At 52.9% G+C, this 23,638-nt stretch carries 22 protein-coding genes; 8 read left to right on the top strand and 14 right to left on the bottom strand.

The window, feature by feature from the left end:
* Nucleotides 1-43: 43 nt before the first annotated feature.
* Entirely contained in the window at nucleotides 44-4,051 is a 4,008-nt protein-coding gene (locus tag VHE10_03060) for a peptidoglycan-binding domain-containing protein (GenBank protein ID HVU06739.1), read from the bottom strand.
* A 394-nt stretch (nucleotides 4,052-4,445) separates the two neighbouring features.
* Between VHE10_03060 and VHE10_03055 the strand changes: the two genes are divergently transcribed.
* The gene (locus tag VHE10_03055) at nucleotides 4,446-4,862 is read left to right on the top strand and encodes a hypothetical protein (protein ID HVU06738.1); all 417 of its coding nucleotides are present in this window, start codon (nucleotides 4,446-4,448) and stop codon (nucleotides 4,860-4,862) included.
* Between the two features lie 68 nt (nucleotides 4,863-4,930).
* Here VHE10_03055 and VHE10_03050 read toward each other — a convergent pair whose 3' ends face one another.
* Genes VHE10_03050 through VHE10_03040 form a run of 3 tightly spaced genes read right to left on the bottom strand, consistent with a single transcriptional unit; the run spans nucleotide 4,931 to nucleotide 7,564 of the window.
* Nucleotides 4,931-6,304, bottom strand: coding sequence for an FAD-binding oxidoreductase (locus tag VHE10_03050; protein HVU06737.1), 1,374 nt, complete (start codon nucleotides 6,302-6,304; stop codon nucleotides 4,931-4,933).
* A 35-nt stretch (nucleotides 6,305-6,339) separates the two neighbouring features.
* On the bottom strand, nucleotides 6,340-6,921 hold the full coding sequence (locus VHE10_03045) for a hypothetical protein (GenBank protein HVU06736.1): 582 nt from the start codon (nucleotides 6,919-6,921) through the stop codon (nucleotides 6,340-6,342).
* Between the two features lies 1 nt (nucleotide 6,922).
* A complete protein-coding gene (locus tag VHE10_03040; protein HVU06735.1) occupies nucleotides 6,923-7,564 on the bottom strand; it encodes a hypothetical protein in 642 nt (213 codons plus the stop codon).
* 62 nt (nucleotides 7,565-7,626) lie between these two features.
* On the opposite strand from VHE10_03040, the gene VHE10_03035 reads away from it, so the two are divergent.
* Nucleotides 7,627-8,976 carry an aminoacetone oxidase family FAD-binding enzyme gene (locus VHE10_03035; GenBank protein HVU06734.1) on the top strand — a complete coding sequence of 450 codons (1,350 nt, stop codon included), beginning with the start codon at nucleotides 7,627-7,629 and terminating at the stop codon, nucleotides 8,974-8,976.
* Between the two features lie 3 nt (nucleotides 8,977-8,979).
* Here the strand turns inward: VHE10_03035 and VHE10_03030 are convergent, their stop codons facing one another.
* Genes VHE10_03030 through VHE10_03015 form a run of 4 tightly spaced genes read right to left on the bottom strand, consistent with a single transcriptional unit; the run spans nucleotide 8,980 to nucleotide 10,563 of the window.
* Nucleotides 8,980-9,366: an MliC family protein gene (locus tag VHE10_03030; GenBank protein ID HVU06733.1), complete on the bottom strand. Its 387-nt coding sequence runs from the start codon at nucleotides 9,364-9,366 to the stop codon at nucleotides 8,980-8,982.
* Nucleotides 9,367-9,373: 7 nt separating this feature from the next.
* Nucleotides 9,374-9,757, bottom strand: a complete 384-nt coding sequence (locus VHE10_03025; GenBank protein ID HVU06732.1) for a metallopeptidase family protein — start codon at nucleotides 9,755-9,757, stop codon at nucleotides 9,374-9,376.
* A gap of 1 nt (nucleotide 9,758) precedes the next feature.
* Nucleotides 9,759-10,325 (bottom strand): transcriptional repressor LexA, encoded by a 567-nt coding sequence (lexA, locus tag VHE10_03020; protein ID HVU06731.1) that lies wholly within the window; start codon nucleotides 10,323-10,325, stop codon nucleotides 9,759-9,761.
* Nucleotides 10,326-10,365: 40 nt separating this feature from the next.
* A complete protein-coding gene (locus VHE10_03015) occupies nucleotides 10,366-10,563 on the bottom strand; it encodes a hypothetical protein (GenBank protein HVU06730.1) in 198 nt (65 codons plus the stop codon).
* Nucleotides 10,564-10,730: 167 nt separating this feature from the next.
* Here VHE10_03015 and VHE10_03010 point away from each other — a divergent pair, with 167 nt between their 5' ends.
* Complete coding sequence (locus VHE10_03010) at nucleotides 10,731-11,198, top strand: histidine phosphatase family protein (protein ID HVU06729.1); 468 nt, start codon at nucleotides 10,731-10,733, stop codon at nucleotides 11,196-11,198.
* A 74-nt stretch (nucleotides 11,199-11,272) separates the two neighbouring features.
* Here VHE10_03010 and VHE10_03005 read toward each other — a convergent pair whose 3' ends face one another.
* Both VHE10_03005 and VHE10_03000 read right to left on the bottom strand, forming a co-directional pair.
* Nucleotides 11,273-11,518 (bottom strand): GIY-YIG nuclease family protein, encoded by a 246-nt coding sequence (locus VHE10_03005; protein ID HVU06728.1) that lies wholly within the window; start codon nucleotides 11,516-11,518, stop codon nucleotides 11,273-11,275.
* Between the two features lie 51 nt (nucleotides 11,519-11,569).
* Nucleotides 11,570-12,262 (bottom strand): peptidylprolyl isomerase, encoded by a 693-nt coding sequence (locus VHE10_03000; protein ID HVU06727.1) that lies wholly within the window; start codon nucleotides 12,260-12,262, stop codon nucleotides 11,570-11,572.
* A 121-nt stretch (nucleotides 12,263-12,383) separates the two neighbouring features.
* On the opposite strand from VHE10_03000, the gene VHE10_02995 reads away from it, so the two are divergent.
* Together VHE10_02995 and VHE10_02990 are read left to right on the top strand one after the other, a co-directional pair.
* Nucleotides 12,384-13,481, top strand: coding sequence for a Dam family site-specific DNA-(adenine-N6)-methyltransferase (locus VHE10_02995; protein ID HVU06726.1), 1,098 nt, complete (start codon nucleotides 12,384-12,386; stop codon nucleotides 13,479-13,481).
* The gene (locus VHE10_02990; GenBank protein HVU06725.1) at nucleotides 13,481-14,545 is read left to right on the top strand and encodes a DNA adenine methylase; all 1,065 of its coding nucleotides are present in this window, start codon (nucleotides 13,481-13,483) and stop codon (nucleotides 14,543-14,545) included. The genes VHE10_02995 and VHE10_02990 overlap by 1 nt, the downstream gene beginning before the upstream one ends.
* On the opposite strand, the gene VHE10_02985 is transcribed toward VHE10_02990, so the two are convergent.
* The 4 genes from VHE10_02985 to VHE10_02970 are packed head-to-tail and all read right to left on the bottom strand — an operon-like array spanning nucleotide 14,531 to nucleotide 19,018.
* Nucleotides 14,531-15,922, bottom strand: coding sequence for a hypothetical protein (locus VHE10_02985; GenBank protein ID HVU06724.1), 1,392 nt, complete (start codon nucleotides 15,920-15,922; stop codon nucleotides 14,531-14,533). The two genes, VHE10_02990 and VHE10_02985, sit on opposite strands and share 15 nt — an antisense overlap.
* Before the next feature lie 40 nt (nucleotides 15,923-15,962).
* A complete protein-coding gene (locus VHE10_02980; protein ID HVU06723.1) occupies nucleotides 15,963-17,120 on the bottom strand; it encodes an ATP-binding cassette domain-containing protein in 1,158 nt (385 codons plus the stop codon).
* Nucleotides 17,096-17,485 carry an ATP-binding cassette domain-containing protein gene (locus tag VHE10_02975; GenBank protein ID HVU06722.1) on the bottom strand — a complete coding sequence of 130 codons (390 nt, stop codon included), beginning with the start codon at nucleotides 17,483-17,485 and terminating at the stop codon, nucleotides 17,096-17,098. The genes VHE10_02980 and VHE10_02975 overlap by 25 nt, the downstream gene beginning before the upstream one ends.
* 42 nt (nucleotides 17,486-17,527) lie before the next feature.
* Nucleotides 17,528-19,018 (bottom strand): DEAD/DEAH box helicase, encoded by a 1,491-nt coding sequence (locus VHE10_02970; GenBank protein ID HVU06721.1) that lies wholly within the window; start codon nucleotides 19,016-19,018, stop codon nucleotides 17,528-17,530.
* A gap of 220 nt (nucleotides 19,019-19,238) precedes the next feature.
* On the opposite strand from VHE10_02970, the gene VHE10_02965 reads away from it, so the two are divergent.
* From VHE10_02965 to VHE10_02955, 3 genes are all read left to right on the top strand, one after another.
* Nucleotides 19,239-19,907, top strand: coding sequence for a response regulator transcription factor (locus VHE10_02965; protein ID HVU06720.1), 669 nt, complete (start codon nucleotides 19,239-19,241; stop codon nucleotides 19,905-19,907).
* A 234-nt stretch (nucleotides 19,908-20,141) separates the two neighbouring features.
* Complete coding sequence (locus VHE10_02960; GenBank protein HVU06719.1) at nucleotides 20,142-21,677, top strand: ATP-binding protein; 1,536 nt, start codon at nucleotides 20,142-20,144, stop codon at nucleotides 21,675-21,677.
* Nucleotides 21,634-23,562, top strand: coding sequence for a hypothetical protein (locus VHE10_02955; protein HVU06718.1), 1,929 nt, complete (start codon nucleotides 21,634-21,636; stop codon nucleotides 23,560-23,562). The genes VHE10_02960 and VHE10_02955 overlap by 44 nt, the downstream gene beginning before the upstream one ends.
* Nucleotides 23,563-23,638: the final 76 nt, after the last annotated feature.

The following is a 23,638-nucleotide window of genomic DNA, read 5'->3' as shown; positions in this document are numbered from 1 at the left end:
TTATATCAAAGTCCGACCCTTGCGACCGCGAGCCGATATCTGACTATTTATTGATCGGAATATCCGAAGCGTTCTTTTCGAGCTCCACGATTCTGCTATAGAGAGCGAGGAGGATAGCGATACAGACCGCGACTACGGCGAGAGCATTCGCTACGTCGAGCGCCAGCACCCATGCGAGCGTAAGCCCCGTCTTCTGCGCAAGCCATGCAGGATTGAGCATAAAGGACAATGTATTAAGGACATTAAGGACAGAGCCTACGGCAAGGATGGCTATGCCGCGCATGAAGGCAGCCAAGGCTTTCAAGGAGTTGATGTCCTTTATAAAGGTCCCTTGCAAAATAAAGGCCATTCCAAGAAGAAGGAGAAGGAGTACCAGCAGCGGATAGAGATGAAGGCTGCGCAGGATATCCATAAGACGGCCTGTAAAGGCGCCAAATACGCCCGCTATGTTAGGCGAGGTCGTAGCCTGGCCTATGACGCCCTGGAATTCGCCTGAATTGTCAGGCGTCGGATTATTAAGGACATTATTATCAATGATGTCCTTTACGTCGCTGCCGTCATAATTCGGATGATCGGCGCAGAATACGAGATTGATCTTGCGCGCCGTCGTTATATATACGATGCCCGTAGCCGCCGTATTAGCGCCCCACGGAGCCAATACCTCATCGGCATATTTGTTCTGGAACGCCTTTACCGCGGCTTCCGTCGCCGCGTCGAATACGCCGTCTACGTTAAGGCCGGCATTTTCATAGGTATTGAGGAAATACTGGAGCTTTCGGACCTCGTTAGGATCGTTCTGCGTCCCCGCCTTGAGGAACTTGGTTATGAGATTGACCGACGGGCAGACGAGCTCGGGAGCGGTCGGACCTGACGCAGGAGCTGCCTTTACCGAATCGATGAGGATCCAGATATCGCCCGGGATAACGCCGCCGCCTGAAGAGACCATCCTTACATTAGAGGTAGGAGGGCAGTTGCCGATACACGCGCCATTAGGACCGGTACCGCCGCCGGTACCTACCGAGCCGCCGCCAGACGAGCCTCCCCCGCCGCCCGTATTGCCGCCGCCGTTGTTACCGCCGTTATTGACAGTCGAAGTCGCCGTCACGGTCTGGGTCGGAGAGTATACATAGGTAGCGCCGTTGTCGGCAGAAGCATATGCGCGGAAATCATACGATCCCGCCTGGGTCAGGTCGAGCGCGGTGAACGACGCGTCGGTCGAGCGCTGAACGTTCGGCAACGCGGGGTTCCATGCGCCCGCGTTCTGCCATGCGCCGCCGTTGAGGCGCATCTCGAGGCCGTGGTGCGAAAGAGCGCCGTTCGTGCCGGTATACGTCGCGGTCGACGTGATCGAAACAGGAATAATCTGTCCTGCCGACGTGAACGTGATAGATGTCGGATTGACGGAGATGTCTACGGAAAGAGGTTCCGCGGAAACCGTCTGGACCGGCGAATAGACATAGGTAGCGCCATTGTCAGTCGAAGCATATGCACGGAAAGTGTACACGGCCGGGATCGTGAGCGTGAGCATAGGGAACGTCGCATCGGTAATGCGGGCCGTGTTCGGAAGAGGATTATTCCATGCGCCCGCGTTCTGCCATGCGCCGCCGTTCACGCTCATCTCCAAACCATGCTGGGTCAGGGTAGCACCTGACGGGACGTTAGCCGTCGAGGTTATAGAAATGGTGGCACCGCCGCCCGAAGGAGGGATGATGACCGCGGTCGGGGTCGCCGTCATCGTGACCGAAAGCGTCGTCGTGCCGTTATTGCCACCTCCGCCGCCGACGGTCGCCGTTACGGTCTGCGGAGCAGAATACACATAGGTAACGCCGCCGTCAGTGGACGTATAGGCGCGGATATCATAGGTGCCCACCTGGCTCAAATTAAGGGCGACAAAAGAAGCGTCCGAGGTTCGGGCAACGTTCGGAACAGGATTCGGCCATGCTCCCGCATTCATCCATGCGCCGCCGTTATAGCTTATCTCGAGCCCGTGATGCGTGATAGAGCTGCCGCCATAGCTTGCGGTCGAGGTGACGGAAACCGCGACGGAACCGCCGTTCGGAATGGAAACAGACGACGGATTTACGGAAACGGATACGGAAAGAGGCGTGCCGGGACCAGGACCTCCGGCCGCTAAAACAGGCTGGATCGAAGAATAGACGTAATTCGTCCCGTCGATCGATGCATATGCGCGGAATTCATAGGCGCCAGGCTGATTGATATTGAGAGCCGAGAATGACGCATCGGTCGCTTGCGGCGCATTCGCGACCAGTCCGTTCCATGCTCCCGCATTCATCCATGCGCCGCCGTTGAGGCGCATTTCGAGTCCATGCTGAGTAAGAGCCGTACCGCCGGTGACCGTCGCGGCCGAGACCATAGAAAGCTGGACGGAGCCGCCGTTCGGGATCGAAACGGTCGAGGAAGCGACGGAAAGGTCGACGCTTACGCCCTGGCTATTATTACCGCCGCCTCCGTTGCCCGTCGTAGCCGATACGGTTTGGATAGAGGAATATACGTAATTCGCCCCGCCGTCGGCAGAAGCATATGCGCGGAAATCATACGATCCCGCCTGGGTCAGGTCGAGCGTGGTGAACGACGCGTCAGAGACCTGCGCGCTGTTCGCGACAGGAATCGGCCATGCGCCCGCGTTCTGCCATGCGCCGCCGTTGAAACGAACCTCAAGGCCATGATGAGTGATGGTATTCGAGGTATAGGCAGCGGTCGAGGTTATAGAGACCGGAGCCGATCCGCCGTTCGGGATCGTCACGCTCGAAGGCGTCGCGCTGATCGAGACGGAGAGGCCGTTATTGGTATTGCCGCCGCCGGGATTACTAGGCAGAGTACAGCCCGAAAGCGTCATAGGGCTGTTGTTAAGAAGCGTATTCGTATGATTCAGATCGATAGTATCCGTATTAATGCCGTAGACGTAGATCTGATGAGTTCCACCGTCCTTCAAAACATCAGGAGTTGGGTAGCTGAATCCATGATCGCCCGCATAGCCGGTAGCATTGTTCACATCGCCGCGAGGGTCGCTTGCCGTAGGACCGGCGATGACCGTTCCTGAACCAGCAGGGCCGTCCATATAGATGTGATAGGTATTCGAGATCGCCGGCGTATCAGGATCGAGAGTCCAGCCGTTTATGCTCGAACACGATACGGAATCGAGGAAACCGATAGGAGCCTGGTCTGCGGGACCGGACGTCGAGAGGATCTCGATCGTGACCTGGCCGTTCGCGCCATAGCCGCCGGTGCCGACATCGGAACCGCCTCCGCCGCCGCCAGGAAATGCGCCGTCCTGGGCCAATGAGCTTCCAGGCTGGCTGCCTGGGCATGCGCCGTCGCGTCCGCAGCGTCCTCGCGAACCGCCCGCGCCGCCGAACGGAGAAGACCCGCCGTCAGACGCGTAGGGGTTATCGCCATCGAAAGCATAAGGGCCTCCGTCGCCGCCGTTAAGGAATACATCGCCTGCATATGCAGTGCCGCCATGGCCACCCGCGCCGTTATTTGTCGTACCCGGAAGCCCGCCGCCGGTTCCTTGGCCCGACTGGCCGTCGCTGCCGGATCCCTGGGTTCCGCCGTCTACGCCAGAGACGCCCGCGCCGCCGCCGCCCGCGCCTGCGATGATGGTGCCGCCCGACGTTCGGATCTCGCTATTCGAGCCGCCGAGGGCTATAGATCCGGTCTGATATGCCGTGCCACCCGCGCCGACCGTGATCGTAAGCGAGTCGTTCGGAGCTGAAACGGAATAATCGGCCGAGGCATACGCTCCCGCGCCGCCGCCGAAGCCCGAGATATTGTGGTTGCCCGTCTTCGCGCCGTTACCGCCGCCTCCGCCGCCGCCCCACGCCTTGATGCGGATCTGGGTAGCGTTGACCGGAATATTCCAACTGGTCGTGCCGGGATTGCTGAATGTGTATACCTGCCCCGCCGATGCGCTGTCGGCATACGCCTGGGTCGGCATGAGCACCATGAAAGGCTGCGCCAGGACAGCAGAAATGAGCGCTGCGGAAAGCGCTTTAACGTGAGATTTCCTAAGCTTCAGAAGGATTTGCATCGTGGGCGACTTATCTCCACCTTAGGCAAATACGCCTCTATGTCAAAGAAATGGCTCAATGTGGGGCCGGATCGCAAGCGGCGCTGGCTATAAAGGACACATAAAAGACAAACTGAGCTCCGATACCCTATTCGATGTCCTTTATGAAAGCCGTTCCTAGTCTGTCGTCCTGGAAATATAAAAGACATCTGGACCGAAACAGCGCTTAGCCGTCCTCCGCATGATCGCGGGAGTAGGAAAACTTTACAATATATTAATTTACTTATGTCAATATAGTGTCCTATTACAGCCCTGTATCAAAGACTTTTCCACAGTTGACCTCCCTGCTTTTAAAGGCGAGAATGACTTCTCCGATTTGTTCTTTGCATCTAAACCCTCAAACGTAAGGAATCGAGTGAAAAGAAAAGCGCTGATCGTAAAAGGCATCGGGCCTTTCAGGATCGGGCAATTCGCGACGATCGCCGGCATGAGCGGGCAGATCACCGGATTTCTCGAGCACCCGGACGGCAAGCCGGAACGGATCACGGCGAAGAGGCGCATCCCTCCCCGCGACGGACATCTTGTCCCGAGCGACGAGGGACACTTCATCGAGCTGGTCCCCATGCAGATCAAATGGTCGGACAAGACCAAGGTCAACGACAAGTACCTCGAAGTCGGCACCATCCTTCTCTTCATCAGACGGGAGAACGGCGCCGATCTCGTGGTCTTTCCGTTCCGGGACACCGACAAGCCCATTCCCTTCAGGATTCCCGCAGGAAATCTAGAGGAAGTGAGCTACGACGTCCTTAACCAGGAACCTGTTGCCGTTTGAAAGCGACTGCGGCGCGCATGTGCATGCGCGCCGCTTTTTCTTTCCTCTTCCCCGCCCTCTGTATCCGCCTACGGCTCCTTCGGATCGAATATGGACTTCTCGACCTTGTCGCCGGAAAGGATGCGGGCGATACGCTTGCCTCCGTATATAGACGGCAATATGCCGACGCCATTACAGCCGAGGTTATATAACAGGACTTGGTTCTTCGGCTCTGCGCCAATCAATCGGACGCGGTTCGGCGTATATCCCATGAGACCGTGCCAGGTGAACTGGTATTCGATCTTGCGGTTCGGCTCGACGGCGTAGAGGTCGCGAACGAACTTGTCTACTTCGACCTGGACTTCTTCAGGATAGTCGAATTCATATAGATACTCTTCGCGGTCAGGGATATCGTGCTGGGGGCCGCCGAGGCAGACCAGGTTATGGTCCGCGCCCTTTTCATATTCATATTCGCGGCGAGTGATATAGAAATACGGGTCGTCCATGTTAGCGAAGCCGCCTTCAGGGGGAACGTAATAGCTCGCGGCCATCGGCGGCTTGTTCATCTTCTCCAGATAGCCGGACATACGCCCCACGACGCCGTTCACCAGGTGATGGAACTTGGTATCGATAGCCATGCCGGCCTTGTTCTGGATAGTCAGGTTCTCGAAGCCGTTCGTGCACAGGACGACGTGATCGGCTGTCACCATATGCGTGCCCGCATCGAGCACAGCATCCTTGTCATGCAAGACGACCTTCAATATAGGAGTCTCTTCATATATGATGACCCGGTCGCGGTATTTCTGCTTTATATACGCCGCGACATGTTCGGAAAAAAGCGCCGAATTGACCACGCCCTTATGATGGAGCGTCACCGCCACGAAGCCTCTCTTTTCGGTCTCGAGCGCCGTCTGGATATCCTCTTGCGGGACTAATTTATAGAAGCCCGCATATTCTTTCGGGATATTGGCGGCAAACGCTGTCCGATCGGAGAGCCACATCTCCTGTATCGGCAAGCCCGTCTTCGCGCGCAGGACAGCGTTCTTTAGATGCCCCAGGACCTGGTCGTATGTCGAAAGGCCGTCATATCCGATGAAGCGCGAGAACGGGATGCGGAGCCCCGCTTCGGTATACATTTCGTCAAAAAGCTCCCAGGCAAGCTCTATCGATCGCTGGCCTTCCGCTGCCAGATCGAGCCCGAACTCTTCGCAAAGCTCGGTAAACGGCCTTTCGAAATAGCTCACGATCTGCCCCGCATTATGTCCCGTAGCGCCGTGCGCGATGCGGCTCTTTTCTATGATGGCGACTTTCTTGTCCGTATGTTTCAGGACAAAGAACGCGGTCGCTATGCCCGCGATACCCGCGCCCACGATGGCGATATCGGTTTCGATGTCAGCACGGAGCTTTTCCACCGCACGGGTCTTGTCGAGCTGGTGAATCCAGGGAGACCGGTTGATCTTCATGCGCCTATTATACCAGAGCGCCTTTCACCGCCGATCTATTCAGCTAATTCGAGCGTCGAAAGGATCCGATCAAAATCGGAAAGCGCCGCATCGGTCGGTTCGAATCTTGTCACGGAGAAGACATAGATGAAACCGCGGCGAGCAACGACGAAAGACCTGCCTTCATACAGACCGGACCATGAATATTCCATGCCTGATACGGATCCATAGGTCTTGGGCACGATACCGCTCGTCGCTATATTCCAATTCGATGCCGGATCCGTCCGTATGAATGTCTCGGCGCTCATCTCGACAGGCTCGTTCTCGCGGATTTCGAACGCGATGCCTGCGGGCGCTTCGCTGTTTTGAGGCACGGCCGACAATCCTTCCGGAACGAACGTTATGACGTGATGCAGAGGCGCCGACGGACCTACATTATCTTCCTTGATCGTATATCCATGCGGGTATAGGAATGAAATGCCGAATTGGGCGGAAGTATAGCTTTTCGCCGTCTTGTCGGTGAGCGCGGTCGAAGACGAGGGATACATATGATACGCATACGCGCCGACGACGATAAGAAGCGCCGCCCCTGCGTATACAAGAGACGATCCCTTCTTCTTTTCAGCGAGCGCGGCCATGCTATATGAGCCTAAGGCTTGCAGTGATCGCATCGAACGATCGTACGAGCGCGGCACGATCGAATTCTTTCACCGCGCCCGCGGGATAATTGCCGATATTGCCGTAATGGATGAAATAGCGGACCGCATAGCAGCGGCTGCCGCGTTCGGTCACATAGACGGTCTCTTCATATATATTCCCGGCGCCCGCATCGGCTGAAGTTGCCACAATGAACCGATTAGACCCGATAGCGACGGGAGCCGACGATCGCGGTTGGTAAAGAAAATCGGCAGGCATGCAGTCCACGTCGGAAAGCTCTTCGACGGAGACCTTTGAATCGGCAGACAGATTCGTGCCTGCCGCGACGGACGCCGGGATTTTGAATGCGATGCCCGGAATCTCCCGGCCAGGACCGAGATTCTGGTTTATATACGATTCGTCTACGGTGAATCCGACAGGCACCGTGACGCTGAATGCCATATCCTGATTCGAATAGAACGTGCCGTTCGCCGTTACCGGAGAAGTAGTCGAACCATTGCCCGTCGTCTCATAATCCTCGGATTTCGGAGCGAATATGAACCAAGCCAGAGCGACCGCCGCCAGAGCGATGACCGCGAATACGAGTATCGTCTTTGCCTCTATGTGTTTTTCTGATGAAGCCATAAAAGTGAAATTATCGGATGTACATATGATACTACGAGATTCCATGGTAGCCTGTTCTCGTTATGAAGAAAGGCGCTTTTAAGGAAAGATATGACGTCTGCGTCATCGGCGGAGGCCCGGCGGGCATGATGGCGGCCGGGCGCGCGGCTGAATCGGGCGCATCGGTCGTTCTGATCGAAAAGAACGAGGGTCTCGGCAAGAAGCTCCTCATCACCGGCGGCGGGCGATGCAACGTCACGAACGATACGCCTGATATCCGCGCGTTCCTCGGCAAGCTCAAGGGCAAGGGCAAATTCCTGTTCTCGACCTTCGCGCAGCATGCGGTCGCCGAGTCGCTCGCTTTTTTCAACGGCCGCAATATGCCGACCAAAGTCGAAAACGAAGGTCGCGTCTTCCCTCTATCCAACAGCGCAAAATCGGTGTGGGACGTGCTCGTCAAATATATGAAGGATACTAAGGTCGAAGTCGCGTCAGGCGTCTCGGCCAAAGGGCTTCACATCCAGGACGGCAAGATCGTGGGCGTGAACGTGATGCGCGGCGAAAGTAAAAGCGGCGCGAAAGTGATCGAAACCATCGTCGCTGATTCATACATCATCGCGACTGGCGGCACATCGCATCCTGAAACCGGTTCAACGGGCGAGGGATTCGAATGGCTCCGCAAAGCGGGCCATACCATCGTCGAGCCTGATGCCGCCCTCGTTCCCATAAAGATCGGCGAAAAATGGGTGCGCGAGCTATCGGGCGTTTCCAATCAGCACGCGAAACTGACGATCATCGAAAAACGGGCTGCTGGCCAAGGCGCGGAAAATGTAAAAGAGAACGGCAAAGAATCGCGGGGAAAATCGCTCGTCGGCCGCATGGTATTCGCCCATTTCGGCATCAGCGGCCCTCTGGCTATCAATTTCTCGAAGGACGTCCGCGAATCGCTCCAGTACGCCCAGCCCGGCGACAAAGTAGAGCTTTCGCTCGACATAATGCCCGATTTCGACAATGCAGCTTTGGATAAAAAAGCGCAGGAATCGTTTACGGCTAATTCCAATAAGAAGGTAAAGAATGCGATCAAAGACCTCGTCACGCCGGCGATGTCTTCGGCCGTCATCGAATTGGCGCAGCTCGACCCTGAAAAAGAGATCAATATCGTTACGCGCGAAGAGCGCCTTCGCCTCGTAAAGATCCTGAAAGACATGCGCATGACGCCCATCGGATTCCTCGGCAAAGAGAAAGCCATCGTCGCATCGGGCGGCGTAAAGCTCGAAGAAGTCGATTTCAAGACTATGAAATCGCGCATCGTGCCGAATCTGTATCTGGTCGGAGACGTTCTAGATATCGAAAGGCCTTCGGGCGGATACAGCCTCCAGCTCTGCTGGTCTACGGGATGGGTCGCGGGAACAGATGCTGCTAAAAAGGCCTAGCAGCTATTTGATAGCGCAGCCTGCGAACGTCGTCGCTCCTTTTTCTTGTATGAACGCTGTGTTGCCCTTGTTCCAGAAGACGAATGATTCGTCGGCGTCGGCATAGCGAGCGCCGGATGCAGATATGACCTGCGGAATAGAGAGAGCGCGGCCGTCAGAAAGGACGAGGTCGACCGTATTAGTCGTATGAAATACGGCATGGATGCTTTTTCCTGCCGTGCACGCGAATACGACGTCATTCACGATGTCGTTTTTAGGACCGACGAAGCCCGGCGGGACATCGATATCACCGCCTCTCTTAATCATATGAAAAGAAACATATGCGAGGACCACAAGGATCGCGATAATAAGCCATGCCCAGATCGTTTTCGTATGAGTTGTATTTTCCATAGGCAGATTATACAGGCTCGCCGAACTCTTCGCTTTCCCTTTTCTCGACGTCCTCTTCGGTGAGGCCAAAATGATGCGCGATCTCGTGCCAAAGAGTCTCGAATAAGACATCTTCGATCGGTTTTCCAGAATCCGAAGCCTCTTCCAGTATCGGCATGCGGTAGAGGACGATCGTATCAGGCATCTCGAATCCTGCGGCAATCGTCCGTTCGGTCTGCGGCACGCCTTTATAGAGACCGAGAAGTCCCATATGGTCTTCAAGGCCCATATCACGGACAGTATCGGTATCTACGAAATCTTCGATCGTTATGGCGACGTTCTTCATTCTGGTGCGCACCCATTCCGGCAGTCGATCGTATGCGACCGCCGCCATAAGCTCGAATTCCTGCATACTAGTATTTGCGTATCACTCCCCTCACGATAGCCGCGATCTTGAGATCGTATTCGGGATAGATCGGCTTGTATTTCTTGTTGGCAGGCTCTAGATAGATCTGGCTGCCCTTCTTTCGGTAGTATTTCATCGTCCAGCCTCCATCCACTTCGGCGATGACGATATCGCCTTCCTTCGCATCGCCGCGCTTCTCCGCAACCACGAGGTCACCTTCCCTTATACCCTCTTCTATCATAGAGTCGCCCTTGACCTCGAGCAGGTACGAACTCTCCCTGTCCTCAACGAGATAGGTGTTGAGATTCAGGACATCGAGATCGGATTCTTCCGCCACCGTCGGGATACCGGCTTCGACAAGACCGAGCATGGGTATCTCGCTCCCCGATCGCACAAGGGCGATCCTGCCCTCGCCGTCCTTCGTAATAACGCCGAGCTCGACGAGCTTGTTGATCATCTTGTAGACCGCATTCTTGGATTTGAAACCCGTGATATCCATCAATTCCTTATACCCCGGCATGCGCTTATGCCGTTCGTAGAAGGCTATGATCTTTTTCTTATAGGTTTCGATCATGGATGAATTATACCCTCTTTCTACAATAATCAGCCCCGCCTTACGCCGCTACGCGATCGAAGAATGCCGAAAGAATGCCCGTAGAGCTCTTCGAAAGCCTGTTGAGCTGCATGATGAGGAATTTGTGCCTGCGGGCCTCGGTCCTGTATGGAAGGCCGCGGACTATCTTCATGTCTATCTTCCAGTTGAGGTCTTTTAATTCCCTTTTGATCGTCTTTCGCAATTCGTATTTGCTCATATTCGTTTTGGTTATCTCGCCCATTCGCGGGCGCTAAACGTTATGCGATAAGTATAAGTGAACTAAGGTTCACCTGCAAGGATAAGCCTGTGGATAACCAGTGATAGAGCCATACTAATGGACAATAAAAGGCTCAAATGGTAATACAGGATAAACAACGCTCTTGTATGGACCTCAAAAGACTCATCATCCTCCGGCATTGCGACGCCGACGATTCAGGCAAGTTTCTCACCCAAGCAGGCAATGACCGAGCCGTCGAATTAGGCAAGCTCATCAAGGAGCGGTTCAATTCCAGACCGGGAAAAACTATCGTGATCTCGTCGGAAGCCCTGCGGGCGATCCGCACCGCTTACTGGATCCAGATCGGCACCGGCAGCATATTCCGGACCAAGACATTCCCTGGGCTCTACTCTGACGAAAGGAATTGCTTCGTGTCCCATGCGCTTGCGGCGATAGACGGCTGCCGCGAGAACATGGAAACCCTCGTCGTGATCACTCATCTCGAAATGGCGGAACAGCTTCCCCATTCATTCGGATCGGTGGTGTTGAAGATGCCCACCATCCCGAGGCAGCAATTCGACCGCGGTCACGGCATCGCCATCGATTGCGAGAAGAAGACCTGGGAATTGATCTGAAAGCGCTTAAAAATCCAAAGCCCCGCGTTCGTACGAACGCGGGGCTTTTTTCTCTCTTATGTCCAGGCGAACGCCTACCCTATCAAAGCCTCCACCGCTATCATCTCCATCTTTTCCTCGCGGGAAAGCTTCTTCAGAGCCGCTTCGGCGATGGATGCGGACGAGCGGTCTTTATATTTCTTTGAATACGCCAATTGGACCGGCAGGCGGGCATGCGTGTACTTCGCGCCCGCTTTGCCGCCCGCATTGTGCTCGGCCATCCTTCGATCCAGATCGGTCGTGATGCCGGTATAGAGCGTGCCGTCGGCGCAGGAGACCATATAGAGATAATATGCGGCCATTATTTCAGCGTTATCAGTAAATGCGCCGCCTTATTTCAAATCGACGCTCTCAATCACGACCGGCGACACAGGTCGGTCGTTTTCATCGGTCTGCACATTGTTGATGGCCATAACGATGTCGAGGCCCTTGGTCACCTTGCCGAATACGGTGTGCTTGTCGTCGAGGAAATTATTCGCCGCCGCATTCAGGAAGAACTGGCTGCCATTGGTATTAGGACCGGCATTGGCCATGGCGATGGTGCCGACATCGTTCTTGTTATCAGGACCGATCTCGTCCTCGAACTGATAGCCGGGACCGCCCGTTCCCCATCGAGCCATGAGCGAATCGTCCTTGGAAAAAGGATCGCCGCCCTGGTCCATGAAGCCCTTGATGACGCGGTGGAATTTCGTGCCGTTATAGAAGCCGGCCTTGGCGAGCTTCACGAAATTAGCCGCGGTGATCGGCGTCTCCGGGTTGAACTGGATCGTGATGTCGCCTTTATTCGTGTGAAGGGTCGCGGTCGTGATGTTATCCATGATGGTTTTTATATCGCTTGTAGAAGGAGTCTCTTGCTGGGTCGGAGTTTGGATTTGGCTGTTGGAGATACCTGGATTCTGCGCGGCAGGGTTTTGGTTGTAAGGATCGAGGGTCGTAGACGGGCCACTATCGCGTATTCCGAACCAGTAGACACAGAAGACGATTATAAGGGCGACGAGGCCAGGGAACCAGGTGCGTTTGAGCATAGAGAAGATTATATATGAGATCTGAGTTCTGGAAAATAAAGAGTGCTTAAGAAGAAGACAAGGATATCAACAGGCACTCTGGTTCATTATATCAATCATTATTGATATAATGAAGAACATAATGAGTATAGAAATAAACCTAAAGAAAATTTTAGAGAGGGAGGGGAAAACTCTTTATAAATTATGTAAAGATACTGGTCTTAGTTACCAGCAAGGACACGCAATTGCTAACAAGAAAACAACAAGAATAGATCTGACGACCATCGATACCCTTTGTAACTATCTACAATGTGACCCATCGAATTTAATCTCTTTTAAAGAATCCATCTTAAAAAAGGAACTCGAGAAATTTCCGTTAACCAACAATTCACAGAGAGAGGCAGAAAATCACGAAAAAAATCGTCCTAAACCTTTCTTACAGTGGGTTGGAGGTAAGAGAGGCATGGTTGCACAATACAAAAATTACTTCCCAAAAAAATATAATCGCTATTTTGAGCCCTTCCTTGGAGGGGGCGCGATATTCTTTGAGCTTAATCCAGAAAAATCATTTCTCAATGACAATAACCGAGAATTACTTGAAACCTATAAAGCTGTCCGTGATTTTCCTGAACTAGTAATTGATACCCTGAAAAAACTAAAAGAAAGACACTCCGAAAAACTCTACGAGCACATAAGAAATTTGGATAGAAATTACAATCTTTTTAGCCATTTCAGAAACTATGAAATAGCCGCCCGGGCAATTTATTTAAACCAAACCTGTTTTAATGGTATTTACAGAGTAAATGGAAAAGGGCAATTTAATGTCCCTATTGGTAGTTCACTAGATAAGGTTATATGCGACGCAGAGACAATTCTAAAAGCTTCAAAAACCCTCAAGAAGACTTCTTTGGAATGTTCTGATTTTGAGGAAGCAACGAAAAATGTAGCAAAAAAGGACCTCGTTTTTTTTGATCCTCCCTACTACCCGATCTCGAAGACTTCAGACTTTACGAGGTATACCAAAGAAAGGTTTTACGAGGAAGATCAAATAAGACTCAGAAAAACCGTCACTGAATTACATAAAAAAGGCGCTTATGTAATGCTTTCGAATTCGGATTGTAAGTTCATAAGAGATCTCTATAAAGATTTCAACATTTATACGGTACAATCTAGTCGTTCTCTCAACTCAAATACAACCAAAAGAGGAAAAGTGTCTGAGGTATTAATCACCAACTACTAATGAGATTCATCGGAAACAAAGAAAAGCTCCTGGAGAAAATACACTCAACCGTCGTTGATTTAGGATTCCAAGACGGCACCTTTTGTGACTTTTTTTCCGGTACATCAAACGTAGGTAGATTCTTTAAGGAAAAGGGTTACTCTGTCCTTTCATCGGATCTAATGTACTTCTCTTTCGTATTACAGAAAGCTTATATAGAAAATAATGAGGAGGTTAGATTTGCGAGGCTTTTAAACAGGATCGGAACAACCGCATCAGAGGCTCTATTCTCAAATTCCCTAGAACAGGTCTTGTTCTATCTTAATAATTTGGGCGGTATCAAAGGGTTTATATATGAAAACTACACTGAAGAAGGAACGCGGAACGAGCAATTCATACGTAAATATTTAACTGGAAAGAACGCGGAGAAAATTGATGCCCAACGCCAACAGATTGAATTATGGAGAAAAGAAAAAATAATTTCAGAAAATGAATATTTTGTGCTACTGGCATGTTTGATCGAAAGTGTACCCTTTTACGCAAATATTTCTGGTGTATATGCCGCTTTCTTAAAAAAATACGACCCGAGATCTTTGAAAAGATTCGAGATAAAACCTATAAAGCTTTACACCGGGAAGAGAAATTACCGTGTCTATAACAAAAATAGCATGGATTTAATATCGGACTTAAAGGTTGATGTTCTCTACCTTGATCCTCCATATAACGAAAGACAGTATGCACCAAATTATCATTTACTGGAGACAATTGCGAGATATGACAATCCAGCGATAAAGGGGATTACGGGTATGCGAGATTACAGTGAACAGAAGTCAGAATTCTGTAATCCAAATAGTGCACTCAGAGCATTAAAAACTGTAGTGAGTGAAGCAAAATACAAATGCCTACTTCTTAGTTACAACTCTGAAGGTATTATGCCTCAGGCAGAGATTCTAAAAATACTTAGTGAGTTTGGAAGCGTTCAAATGAAGGAAATCAACTATCTCCGTTTCAAAAGCAATAACAAAGGGGAGTCTGCGACAAAAAAGCATATAAAAGAACAGCTATATTTACTACAAAGAAAGTAGATTCGCCACAGCCTCCTTGAACAAGAGAGGTGTCTTTTCCCCCAAGACGATTAATCCGTCTTGATTTAAGAGTAAGCCTGTAATTGGATTATCAATCGCCTCGTCTTTACTGCCTGAAAGTATGAGCGTCCTTGAAATTTCTGAGCCCGGATAATACTTTTTAATAAATTTATCTTCGAACGAGTCAAACCCACCTATTTCCTTATAACCCTCCTCCCGCTTTGCAAAAACCTTGCCTTCCGCATTAATGATTATGTCTCTTTTTCTATCGTAGAGGACTAGATCGGGAATAGAAATGATATAACTTTTGTCCCCCGCCTTGTATTTTTCTCTATCTGAAAATTTTGGGACAGCAAGATATTCTATATTTTCTTTATTTTTTTCAGAAATAAAATAGCCCCTTTCACAGCCTCCATGATTTTCATAGATAGCAACCGAGTCCGTAAATTCTTCGCAGAGAATACTAGTAAAAATTGTTCCTATTTTCTCCTTGTTTGCCTCAACCTTCCAATATTCTCCATGAAGAGAAACCCTGGGTATGGTTAGATTTTCGAGCTCAACACCGAGCTGATTGGCAATAGCAATAAATTTGTTTCTTACTCCTACATTTTTTTGACTCGCCAAGCCATGATCAGTTATGACGATGCGGCCCTTCCAACCTAATTTTCTAAGACACGCACTGATCACTGTCGTCATACCGATATTGGGATCATGAGAAAGATAGCCCGATTTTTCAAGCCTTGCAGATATTTTAATTACATCCCCTACCTTATTTATCCGCACAGCAAGCCCGTAATGAGGAAGGGACATTTCATTCTTAAGCTCGATCAATTCATCAATATTTGAAAATGCTGAGTAGGCGTCTTTCTGTAATATTCTGCCCAAAATCTCAACACCTAGCGTCGCCAGAAGTTTTGTACCGAAGACAGAAGTTGAGGTCGATTCCTTTCTCTGCGCAACCCTTAGGCTGTACAACATGATTTTAGGAACCTTGGGATAAAAGAAGCTGGCATAGACAAATTTTGAAGAACGTTGATACGCTGCCGTGTTACGGCTCTCACTATCACCAGTCTTAGTCTCTTCAATGAGATAAAGAGGTGAATCAGTTACAAGCGGCGGGTTTTCTGAATAAAAGACCAGATAATCTGTAAAACTTGAAGAACCGCTAATAATGGTTATAAAAATATTTTCAACATTTTCACATTTAATACCCTCAATCTTGTATTTAAATGTAAACAAACCGTCTTTCATTATTGGCCAGATTTTCTCATTGCCAGAAAAGACGGATTTTAAATTTCTATCTGAAGCAAACCTAGCCACTATTAATTTAATAGTGTTTATTCTTGGCCTCTCCTCAGTGTGGAGCCATAAGTTCACAGACGGATAATACGTTATATTAAAAAATGAGACAACCTGACTACCCCTCCAAATCCAACGTCTCATCGATCCGAATTTGCGACACAAATTCCGGCACATGGCTCACCAATATCATCGCACCTTCATATTCATCCAGCGCCTTGGCGATCACAGGAATGTGCCTGAAATTAATATGGTTCGTAGGCTCGTCCAAAATGAGGAGGCTGGGCTTCTGCAGGACCAATCGCGCAAATGCCACGAGGCCTTTCTGGCCTTCGGACAATGCGCCGATCTTGGTATCCATCATGTCTGCATGTATCAAAAATCCTGCCGCGACCGCGCGGATATGCTGTTCGATATGCGTCGCCGACGCCGACAGCAGCGATTCGTGCACCGTATCTTCGAAATTCAGGGTCGAAAAATCCTGGCGATAGTATCCGACGCGCGCGCCCGATGCGATCGTCGCGCCTTCGTTCGCGCTGCCATCTGAATTCTTGCCCGTCGCCAAAGCTTCGAGTAGCGTCGACTTCCCTATGCCGTTCGGACCCTTCAAAAGCAGGTGCTGGCGGCGCTTCAATTTCACCGCGCATGTCCTTTTCACCGGCTTATGGTTCTTGAATACCTTATATCCCTTGATCTCCATGATCACGCCCGTGAATTCAGGCTGCGCAGGAATGGTGAACGGCTTGATGGTCTTGTCTTCCTTGCGCACCTCGACGATGTCTTCTTCGAGCTCTTCGGCTTTCTCGCGCATGCGCTTGGCGACCAAGCGAAGCCCGCCGCCCTTCATGGCGAATGCATTGGCCTGGTCTTTCTTGGCCTGGATCTCTTTCTGGAGCAACGCATTGGCGCGATTTTCGCGATCGACGCGCGCAGTTATGTCTTTGAGCACGTCATAATAGTCGCCCTGATACTGCTCGACTTTCTTGGTATGCACATCCAGGTACAAGACGCCGTCCGTGAATGAATTGAGGAAATCCGCCTCGTGCGAAATGACGATGACGGTCTTCGGATACGCTTTGAGGAATGCGGTCAGGTGCTCGATACCCGCTTTGTCCAGATTGTTCGTCGGCTCGTCGAGCAACAGGATATCCGGATTCTGGACCAAGGCCGAAGCTAGCAAAAATCGCGCCTGCTGCCCGCCCGAGAACGAGCTGACAACGCGGTCCTTTCCCGTCGCAGGCAATGGAAAGTTCACCGCATCGAGCGCTTCGTCCATGCGCGGGTCGATATCGTACACTTTTTGCCGCCATTCGTGTCCATGAGGGCTTTTTGGAAAAAGTCCCTGACGGAAAGCGCCAATTCCGGTCGCGGAATGACCTGCCGCGCGATGGCGATCGAAAGGCCGCGGGTGATGTGGATGTTGCCACTCGTAATTTTCGGCGTAGTCTGACCCTGGCCCGCATTCTGCCCCGCTGCCGCCAATATCATGCCGAATATCGTCGACTTGCCCGCGCCGTTCTGGCCCATGATGGTGATCTTCGAGCCGCGGCGCACCGAAAAGCTCACCTCGTCGAGGATCGGCTTATTGTGCCCGTATTCGAACGACACTTCGTCGAACCGCAGTACTACGTCGGTGGCCATGATAGGTAAAGCGGACGCTTGCGCGCCCGCTTCGAGGATTGATTATCGGACGCCCTTCCTGAATACGCGCCTGTAACCGGTGCCGAGCTCTACCTTCTTCGAAGGATCGGTCTTGAGAGGTCGAGGATATTTTGAATTGAAACCGCGTCGAGGGCCGCGCGATGCGCCGCCATGAGAGCCTACCGTATGGCCTGCGTGACCATGCGAGTGGCCATGCGCAGAATGCGACGAATGACCGCCGCGAGGACCGCCGAAGCTTCGTGGACCTCCGCGGAAACCGCCCCTGCTGCCGCGGAAACCTCCGCGACCGAATCCGCGTCCGCCGCGCGATCCGTAACCGCGAGACCCGCCGCTGAACGAGCTTTCGGACATAGCCGCGCCTTCGTGGCTCTTGCGAGGGATCTCTTTCTTTATAAGGCGCTCGATATCCATGATGTCGCGCTTCTGGTCCGGGGTCGCGAACGAAACCGCCTTGCCTTCCTTGCCCGCGCGGCCGGTACGGCCGATGCGGTGGACATAGTCTTCGGACTGCTCAGGCAGATCGTAGTTGACGACGAGAGCGACGTCTTTGACGTCTATGCCGCGCGCCGCGATGTCGGTCGCCACGAGGACCTGATATTTATGCTTCTTGAAGCCGTCCAACGCCTCGCGCCTCTGGCCGAGCGTGCGGTTCGAATGAATCTCTGCAGCGGTCATGCCGGAATCGCGGAGCGATCGCGCGATCTCCTTCGCGCCGTGCTTGGTGCGCGTGAATACGAGCACCGGCTGGCCCTGATGTTCGCCGACGAGCTTGGAGAGCAAGCCGAACTTGGCCTTACGCTCGACGACGACGATCTCCTGTTCGACGTTCTTATTCGCCGTGCCCGCAGGAGCGACCTCGATACGCAACGGCAGCTGCATATGCTCCATAGCTAATTTCGCGATCGGCTCGGGCATGGTCGCGGAGAAAAGCATGGTCTGGCGCGTCTTCGGCACCTTTTTCACGATCTCCTTGATCTGCGGCATGAAGCCGATGTCGAACATGTGGTCCGCTTCATCCAAGACGAGCATCGAGACGCGGTCGAGCGAGATCGTCTTCTGCTCGAGATGGTCTATCAAGCGTCCTGGCGTCGCGATGACGATATTGGGACCGGCGCGAAGGTCGCGGATCTGGCGTCCCATCGAATCGCCGCCGATGAGGACGGCAGTATATATGCCGAGGCCGGTGCCGACCTTGCGGATCGTCTCGTCCACCTGCAATGCAAGCTCGCGCGTAGGCAAAAGCACCAATCCGCGAGCGTTCTTGTCCGCGATGATGCGCTCGATCATAGGAATGCCGAAGCCGAGCGTCTTGCCCGTTCCGGTCTGGGCGATGCCGATGATGTCTTTGCCTTCGATGCCCAAAGGGATGACGCGCGACTGGATCGGCGTCGGGGTGACGAAGTCATGCTTATTGAGAGCGCCGAGGAGCGAATCGCTCAACGACAGATCGGTGAATTTAACCGACGGAGAAACGGCATGCTCTGCCGCTTCGAGAGTTTTTATGGGTGTCATATTATGCGGCTCCGTTAATTGCGTCAGAGCCTTTCCGCGTGACCCGAATCTGCCAAGTCACGTACATGACGAGAGAATCAAATCACTAGTGGTAGTATTATAGCACGTATTTAGACAGGTTGCAAGGAAGCGGGAGCGGCACGGCGCGGAGGGCCGTGGATAACGGCTAAATAGCCAAAAACCCCTGGTGGTATATACTTTGGGCAACACTACTAATCCCATGAGGATACTCGTCGTGGACGACCAAGCGGAGACCAGAGACCTCCTCAAAGCCACACTCCAGGCAGAATGTTTTGCCGTAGACACTGCGGCGGACGGCGCGGCCGGTTCGTTCATGGCCCGCACCAACGAATACGACCTGATCATCCTGGATCATTCGATGCCGAAAAAGACCGGTCTCGAAGTCTGCCAGGAGATCCGCCGCGTCGGGCGCCACGTCCCTATCCTGATGCTCTCGGTCAATGCCCACGTGGACGACAAGGCGCTTGCCCTCGATTCCGGCGCCGACGACTATATCACCAAGCCGTATTCCCATCAGGAGCTCGTATCGCGCATGCGCGCCCTGCTCCGCCGCACGTACAAAGTCGAACCGACGACGTTCGCCGCGGGCGGCGTGCTCCTCGATGCCGGAAGCCAGGAAGTGACCAAGAACGGCATAGACGTGTATCTCACCAGGAAAGAATTCGCCCTCCTCGAGCTCCTCCTCCGCAACAAGGGCAAAGTCGTATCGCGCGGCACCATCATGGAGCACGTCTGGGATATGGAGAGCGACCCCCTCTCGAAGACCATAGAGACACACATCGTCAACTTGCGCAAAAAGCTCGAAAAGAAGCGGGAAAAGCTGATCTACAACATTCCCGGCCGCGGATACAAGATAAAGGACGATTAGTTTTACTATAATTTGACTTTTTCTTGACCGGGCAGGCCCGACAATTTCGAAGGAACAACCTATCGTCGAATAGGCATCTGTTCCTTAGCAACTCATTTCTCATGCATATGAACAACGTTGTCGAAAAGATCCTCACCGACGCTTCTTCGCGAAGCGCCGTAGAGGCACGGGAGGCTGCCCTCGCGTCGGCTACCATGTACCCATGGACCGATGAGGCCTAAGGACTAAGGGAAAATGGATACTTCTCTCCGGAAAAACGAGGACGCTCAAAGCTCCGAACGTTTCTTTAAAAGAAGTATCCGTTTTCTATACCGGATATTCTTCGAGCCGCGCTCGACGACCGAAGACGACCGCCGCAGGGAGACGATCCTGAACGTCATACTCGTAGGGTCGATATGCCTCTTGCTCGCGCTCGATACGCTCGTCCTCATCAGCCAGATCGAAGCAGGGCCGGGATACGAGGGCATACCGTTCTTCGTTTTCAGCATATTCCCCGCCCTGTTCATCGCGGGATATATCGCTTCGCGCAAGGGCTATTTCGACCTCGTCTCGTATTTCGCCATCACGTTCTTCTATGCCGCGACGACGTACGGCGTCTATCGCTGGGGCACGGACCTGCCGTCCACGCTCCTCATGTACGCGCTCCTTATCATCATGGCAGGGGCGCTCATCGGCACTAGATTCAGCCTCGCCTTCAGCGCCATCGTCATGATATCTCTCATCGTCTGCAGGTTCATGGGCGATGCGGGCGCCATCACGATAGACACGAAATGGATGCAGGAGACGCACGAGAGCGTAGACGTCATCAAATATTGCCTGTTCTTCTTCGCTATCGAATTGATCGCCTGGCTTTCGAACAAGGACATAGAGAACTCGCTCGCCCGGGCGCGAAGGTCGGAAAGGGCGCTCATAGAGAAGAACGAGTCGCTCGAATCGACGGTCGTCGAGCGTACCCGCGAATTGCGCCAGGCGCAGGCGGAAAAATTGGCGCAGCTCTATCATTTCGCCGAATTCGGCAGGCTGTCGTCGGGAATATTCCACGACCTGATGAATCCCCTTTCGGCGGTGGCGGCGAACGTCAACAATCTGAAGGATTCGCTCCACCCCGATATGCAGGATATCAGGGAAAGCGTCGGCCGGGCGGTCCAGGCTTCGCGGAAGCTCGAGCGATTCGTGACGACGGTCCGAAAGCAGCTGACCATGCCCGACCATGAGGAAGAGTTCTCGGTGAACGGCGAGATCGAAGAGGCATTGGCGCTTCTCTCGTATAAAGCGGCGCAGACGAAAGTCCGCATAGACTGGGCGGCGGACAAGCGCGTTTCGACGTTCGGCAATCCGACAAAGCTCCAGCACGTCATCGGAAACCTCATATCGAACGCGATCGATTCGTACAACAATACTGCATTGCCGTTCGATCAGAGGATCGTCGCCGTGCGCCTGATCGAAAACAAGGGCGATATCAAGATCATCGTGCGAGACCATGGCTGCGGCATATCGGCGGCCGTCATCGGCAAGATATTCGATCCGTTCTTCACCACCAAAGAGAGACACCGAGGGATGGGCATCGGACTATCGAATGCGCAGGACATCGTCGTCAAAGATTTCAAAGGGACCATAGCGGTCAAAAGCGTCGAGCGGGAAGGCTCGAATTTCACCATCGTCTTCCCTCGCGCTCATCCACCAGGAGGAAATGGAAAGCAATCCTCAAAGATCAATACAGAAGGCCTTGCGCCATATCGAGTCCTCGCAGAAGAAGGACGGCGGGTTTGATAATGTCTTTCATACGTCTCTTATATTGCTCGCCTTGCGCGGCGTACAGAACGAACCGGTCGCGGCGGATATCATACGCAAAGGCTGCGAATTCATATTAAAAGAGCGCAACGCCCGATGGACATGGAACTATTGGCGCCGCGACTGCGACGAGGCGCGGGCCAAGCCGTACCCCGACGACCTGGACGATACGTCGTGCGCGTTGCAGGCGTTGGCCGCATACATGCCGGAAAAAATAGACGGCGCGGCGCTGGCAGGATTCACTGAAGCGCTGATTTCTGCCGAGGAGAAGCCGGGCGGCCCGTACGAGACGTGGCTCGTCTCCGGTATCGTACCTGACGCGGACCGACGCCGCTGGCACGATATCGACCCGGTCGTGAATGCCAATATCGGAACGTTCCTGAAAACGCAACATATCGTTTTGCCGAATCTGAAAGCGCTCTGTTTGTCGCGCATAGAAACGGGAACGTATCGGTCAAAATATTATGCGTCGCCCGTGGTCATGCTGTATTTCATGGCCAGATTTTTGGAACGAAGCATTCCGCAAAATGCCGCCGAAAAAGCCGTCGCCGATATCGTCGCCCTGCGGCAAACAGACGAACTCTGCAATACGGCGCTTGAAACCGCCTGCGCTTTAACGACTCTGGCCGGGTATACATATGCCGATTCGGGCACTTTCCGGCATGCAGACGATTCGCGATTAGGAATCATGGCAAAAAGGCTTGAACAGATCTGCGACGAACGCGAATGGAAAGCCGACCCTATCTATATAGAAGAAGCGCGCAGCTCGATCCTGTACAGCGGTGCGCCCGCTCTGACCGCGGCGTTCTGCGTCGAAGCTCTGGCAATGTACGTTCGATTGAATTCTGCCACGCAAGACATAAAGGCGCGGAACGATCGCGCGCAGGACGACCGGACGTATGATGATTCGGTCCATGAAGCGATCGTGAACAGGGTCGCTAACCGATGCGGCGGGCAGAGCATGCGGCAGATAGAATCGCTCGGCCGCTACATACGCATGCTCACGCTCGGCGATCCGGGCCGGCAGATCACGCTCCTTCCCTATCATTTCGAAAAATCGATCGGCGTCCCGCCCGCACGGGAAAAATCAGACGCTGGCGAAGCAGTCACGCTCGGCGCCGCGAATCTGTTCGGCTGGATCGCATACCGCATATACGACGACATTTTGGACGACGAAGGCGAACCCGAGCACGTGCCGCTGGCGAACATGATGCTCCGCGAGGTCGTGCACATATATACCGATATGATCCCGGCCGCGGAGCGCGGCGTATTCACGGCGCTCATGGACAAGATCGAATCAGCGAATGCCTGGGAAAGGCACCAGACCAGATTCGCCGGAAAGATAATCGACGTCGAAAGCCTTCCCGACTATAAAAATCTCGACGTCATCGCCGAAAAGTCGATCGGGCATGCATTGGGACCGATCACCATGCTCATCCGCCGCGGTTTCAGCCCTGATTCCCGCGAGATAACGAGCCTGCTCGCCTTTTTCAAGAATTATCTCGTCGCGCGGCAATTGAATGACGACGCTCATGACTGGCAGAAGGACCTCGAGCGCGGATTCTTCAACCCAGCGAGCGTTCGATGCCTTTCTCAGTGGAAAGCGAAGACCGGCGAGCGCGAATGCGACCTGAGCGAAGACATGTCTGCCCTCCGTTCCGTTTTCTGGGACAAGACCATACGCGACGTCGCGGCGGCGGTGCTCTTCCATGCGGACAAAGCGCGATCGTCTCTCGAAACCAATCCGGCGCTCAAAGAGCATTCGTATCTGAACTCCCTTTTGACGCCCCTTGAAAGCGCCGCGCGCAAAGCCCTCGCCGACCGCGAGACCATGATGCAGTTTCTGGAAGCTTATGCCGGCTGACTTTTTCTTGACCCTTTCTTTATCTTTCCTTTACGCCGTCATACGCACAATGCTTTCGTAATACCTAGCATTAATT

It is taken from the genome of Candidatus Paceibacterota bacterium (genome assembly GCA_035546035.1).
Classification (GTDB): domain Bacteria; phylum Patescibacteriota; class Minisyncoccia; order Phycocordibacterales; family UBA6065; genus UBA6065.
Note: the sequence above shows the minus strand (reverse complement) of the source record. Positions and strands in the feature narration are given on the sequence as shown.

Bases quoted from the DNA above. Each gene is read 5' to 3' on its own strand.
- VHE10_03060 (HVU06739.1), bottom strand. From the start codon at position 4,051: ATGCAAATCCTTCTGAAGCTTAGGAAATCTCACGTTAAAGCGCTTTCC.
- VHE10_03050 (HVU06737.1), bottom strand. From the start codon at position 6,304: ATGAAGATCAACCGGTCTCCCTGGATTCACCAGCTCGACAAGACCCGT.
- VHE10_03045 (HVU06736.1), bottom strand. From the start codon at position 6,921: ATGGCCGCGCTCGCTGAAAAGAAGAAGGGATCGTCTCTTGTATACGCA.
- VHE10_03040 (HVU06735.1), bottom strand. From the start codon at position 7,564: ATGGCTTCATCAGAAAAACACATAGAGGCAAAGACGATACTCGTATTC.
- VHE10_03035 (HVU06734.1), top strand. From the start codon at position 7,627: ATGAAGAAAGGCGCTTTTAAGGAAAGATATGACGTCTGCGTCATCGGC.
- VHE10_03030 (HVU06733.1), bottom strand. From the start codon at position 9,366: ATGGAAAATACAACTCATACGAAAACGATCTGGGCATGGCTTATTATC.
- VHE10_03025 (HVU06732.1), bottom strand. From the start codon at position 9,757: ATGCAGGAATTCGAGCTTATGGCGGCGGTCGCATACGATCGACTGCCG.
- lexA (HVU06731.1), bottom strand. From the start codon at position 10,325: ATGATCGAAACCTATAAGAAAAAGATCATAGCCTTCTACGAACGGCAT.
- VHE10_03015 (HVU06730.1), bottom strand. From the start codon at position 10,563: ATGAGCAAATACGAATTGCGAAAGACGATCAAAAGGGAATTAAAAGAC.
- VHE10_03010 (HVU06729.1), top strand. From the start codon at position 10,731: ATGGACCTCAAAAGACTCATCATCCTCCGGCATTGCGACGCCGACGAT.
- VHE10_03005 (HVU06728.1), bottom strand. From the start codon at position 11,518: ATGGTCTCCTGCGCCGACGGCACGCTCTATACCGGCATCACGACCGAT.
- VHE10_03000 (HVU06727.1), bottom strand. From the start codon at position 12,262: ATGCTCAAACGCACCTGGTTCCCTGGCCTCGTCGCCCTTATAATCGTC.
- VHE10_02995 (HVU06726.1), top strand. From the start codon at position 12,384: ATGAGTATAGAAATAAACCTAAAGAAAATTTTAGAGAGGGAGGGGAAA.
- VHE10_02990 (HVU06725.1), top strand. From the start codon at position 13,481: ATGAGATTCATCGGAAACAAAGAAAAGCTCCTGGAGAAAATACACTCA.
- VHE10_02980 (HVU06723.1), bottom strand. From the start codon at position 17,120: ATGGACGAAGCGCTCGATGCGGTGAACTTTCCATTGCCTGCGACGGGA.
- VHE10_02975 (HVU06722.1), bottom strand. From the start codon at position 17,485: ATGGCCACCGACGTAGTACTGCGGTTCGACGAAGTGTCGTTCGAATAC.
- VHE10_02970 (HVU06721.1), bottom strand. From the start codon at position 19,018: ATGACACCCATAAAAACTCTCGAAGCGGCAGAGCATGCCGTTTCTCCG.
- VHE10_02965 (HVU06720.1), top strand. From the start codon at position 19,239: ATGAGGATACTCGTCGTGGACGACCAAGCGGAGACCAGAGACCTCCTC.
- VHE10_02960 (HVU06719.1), top strand. From the start codon at position 20,142: ATGGATACTTCTCTCCGGAAAAACGAGGACGCTCAAAGCTCCGAACGT.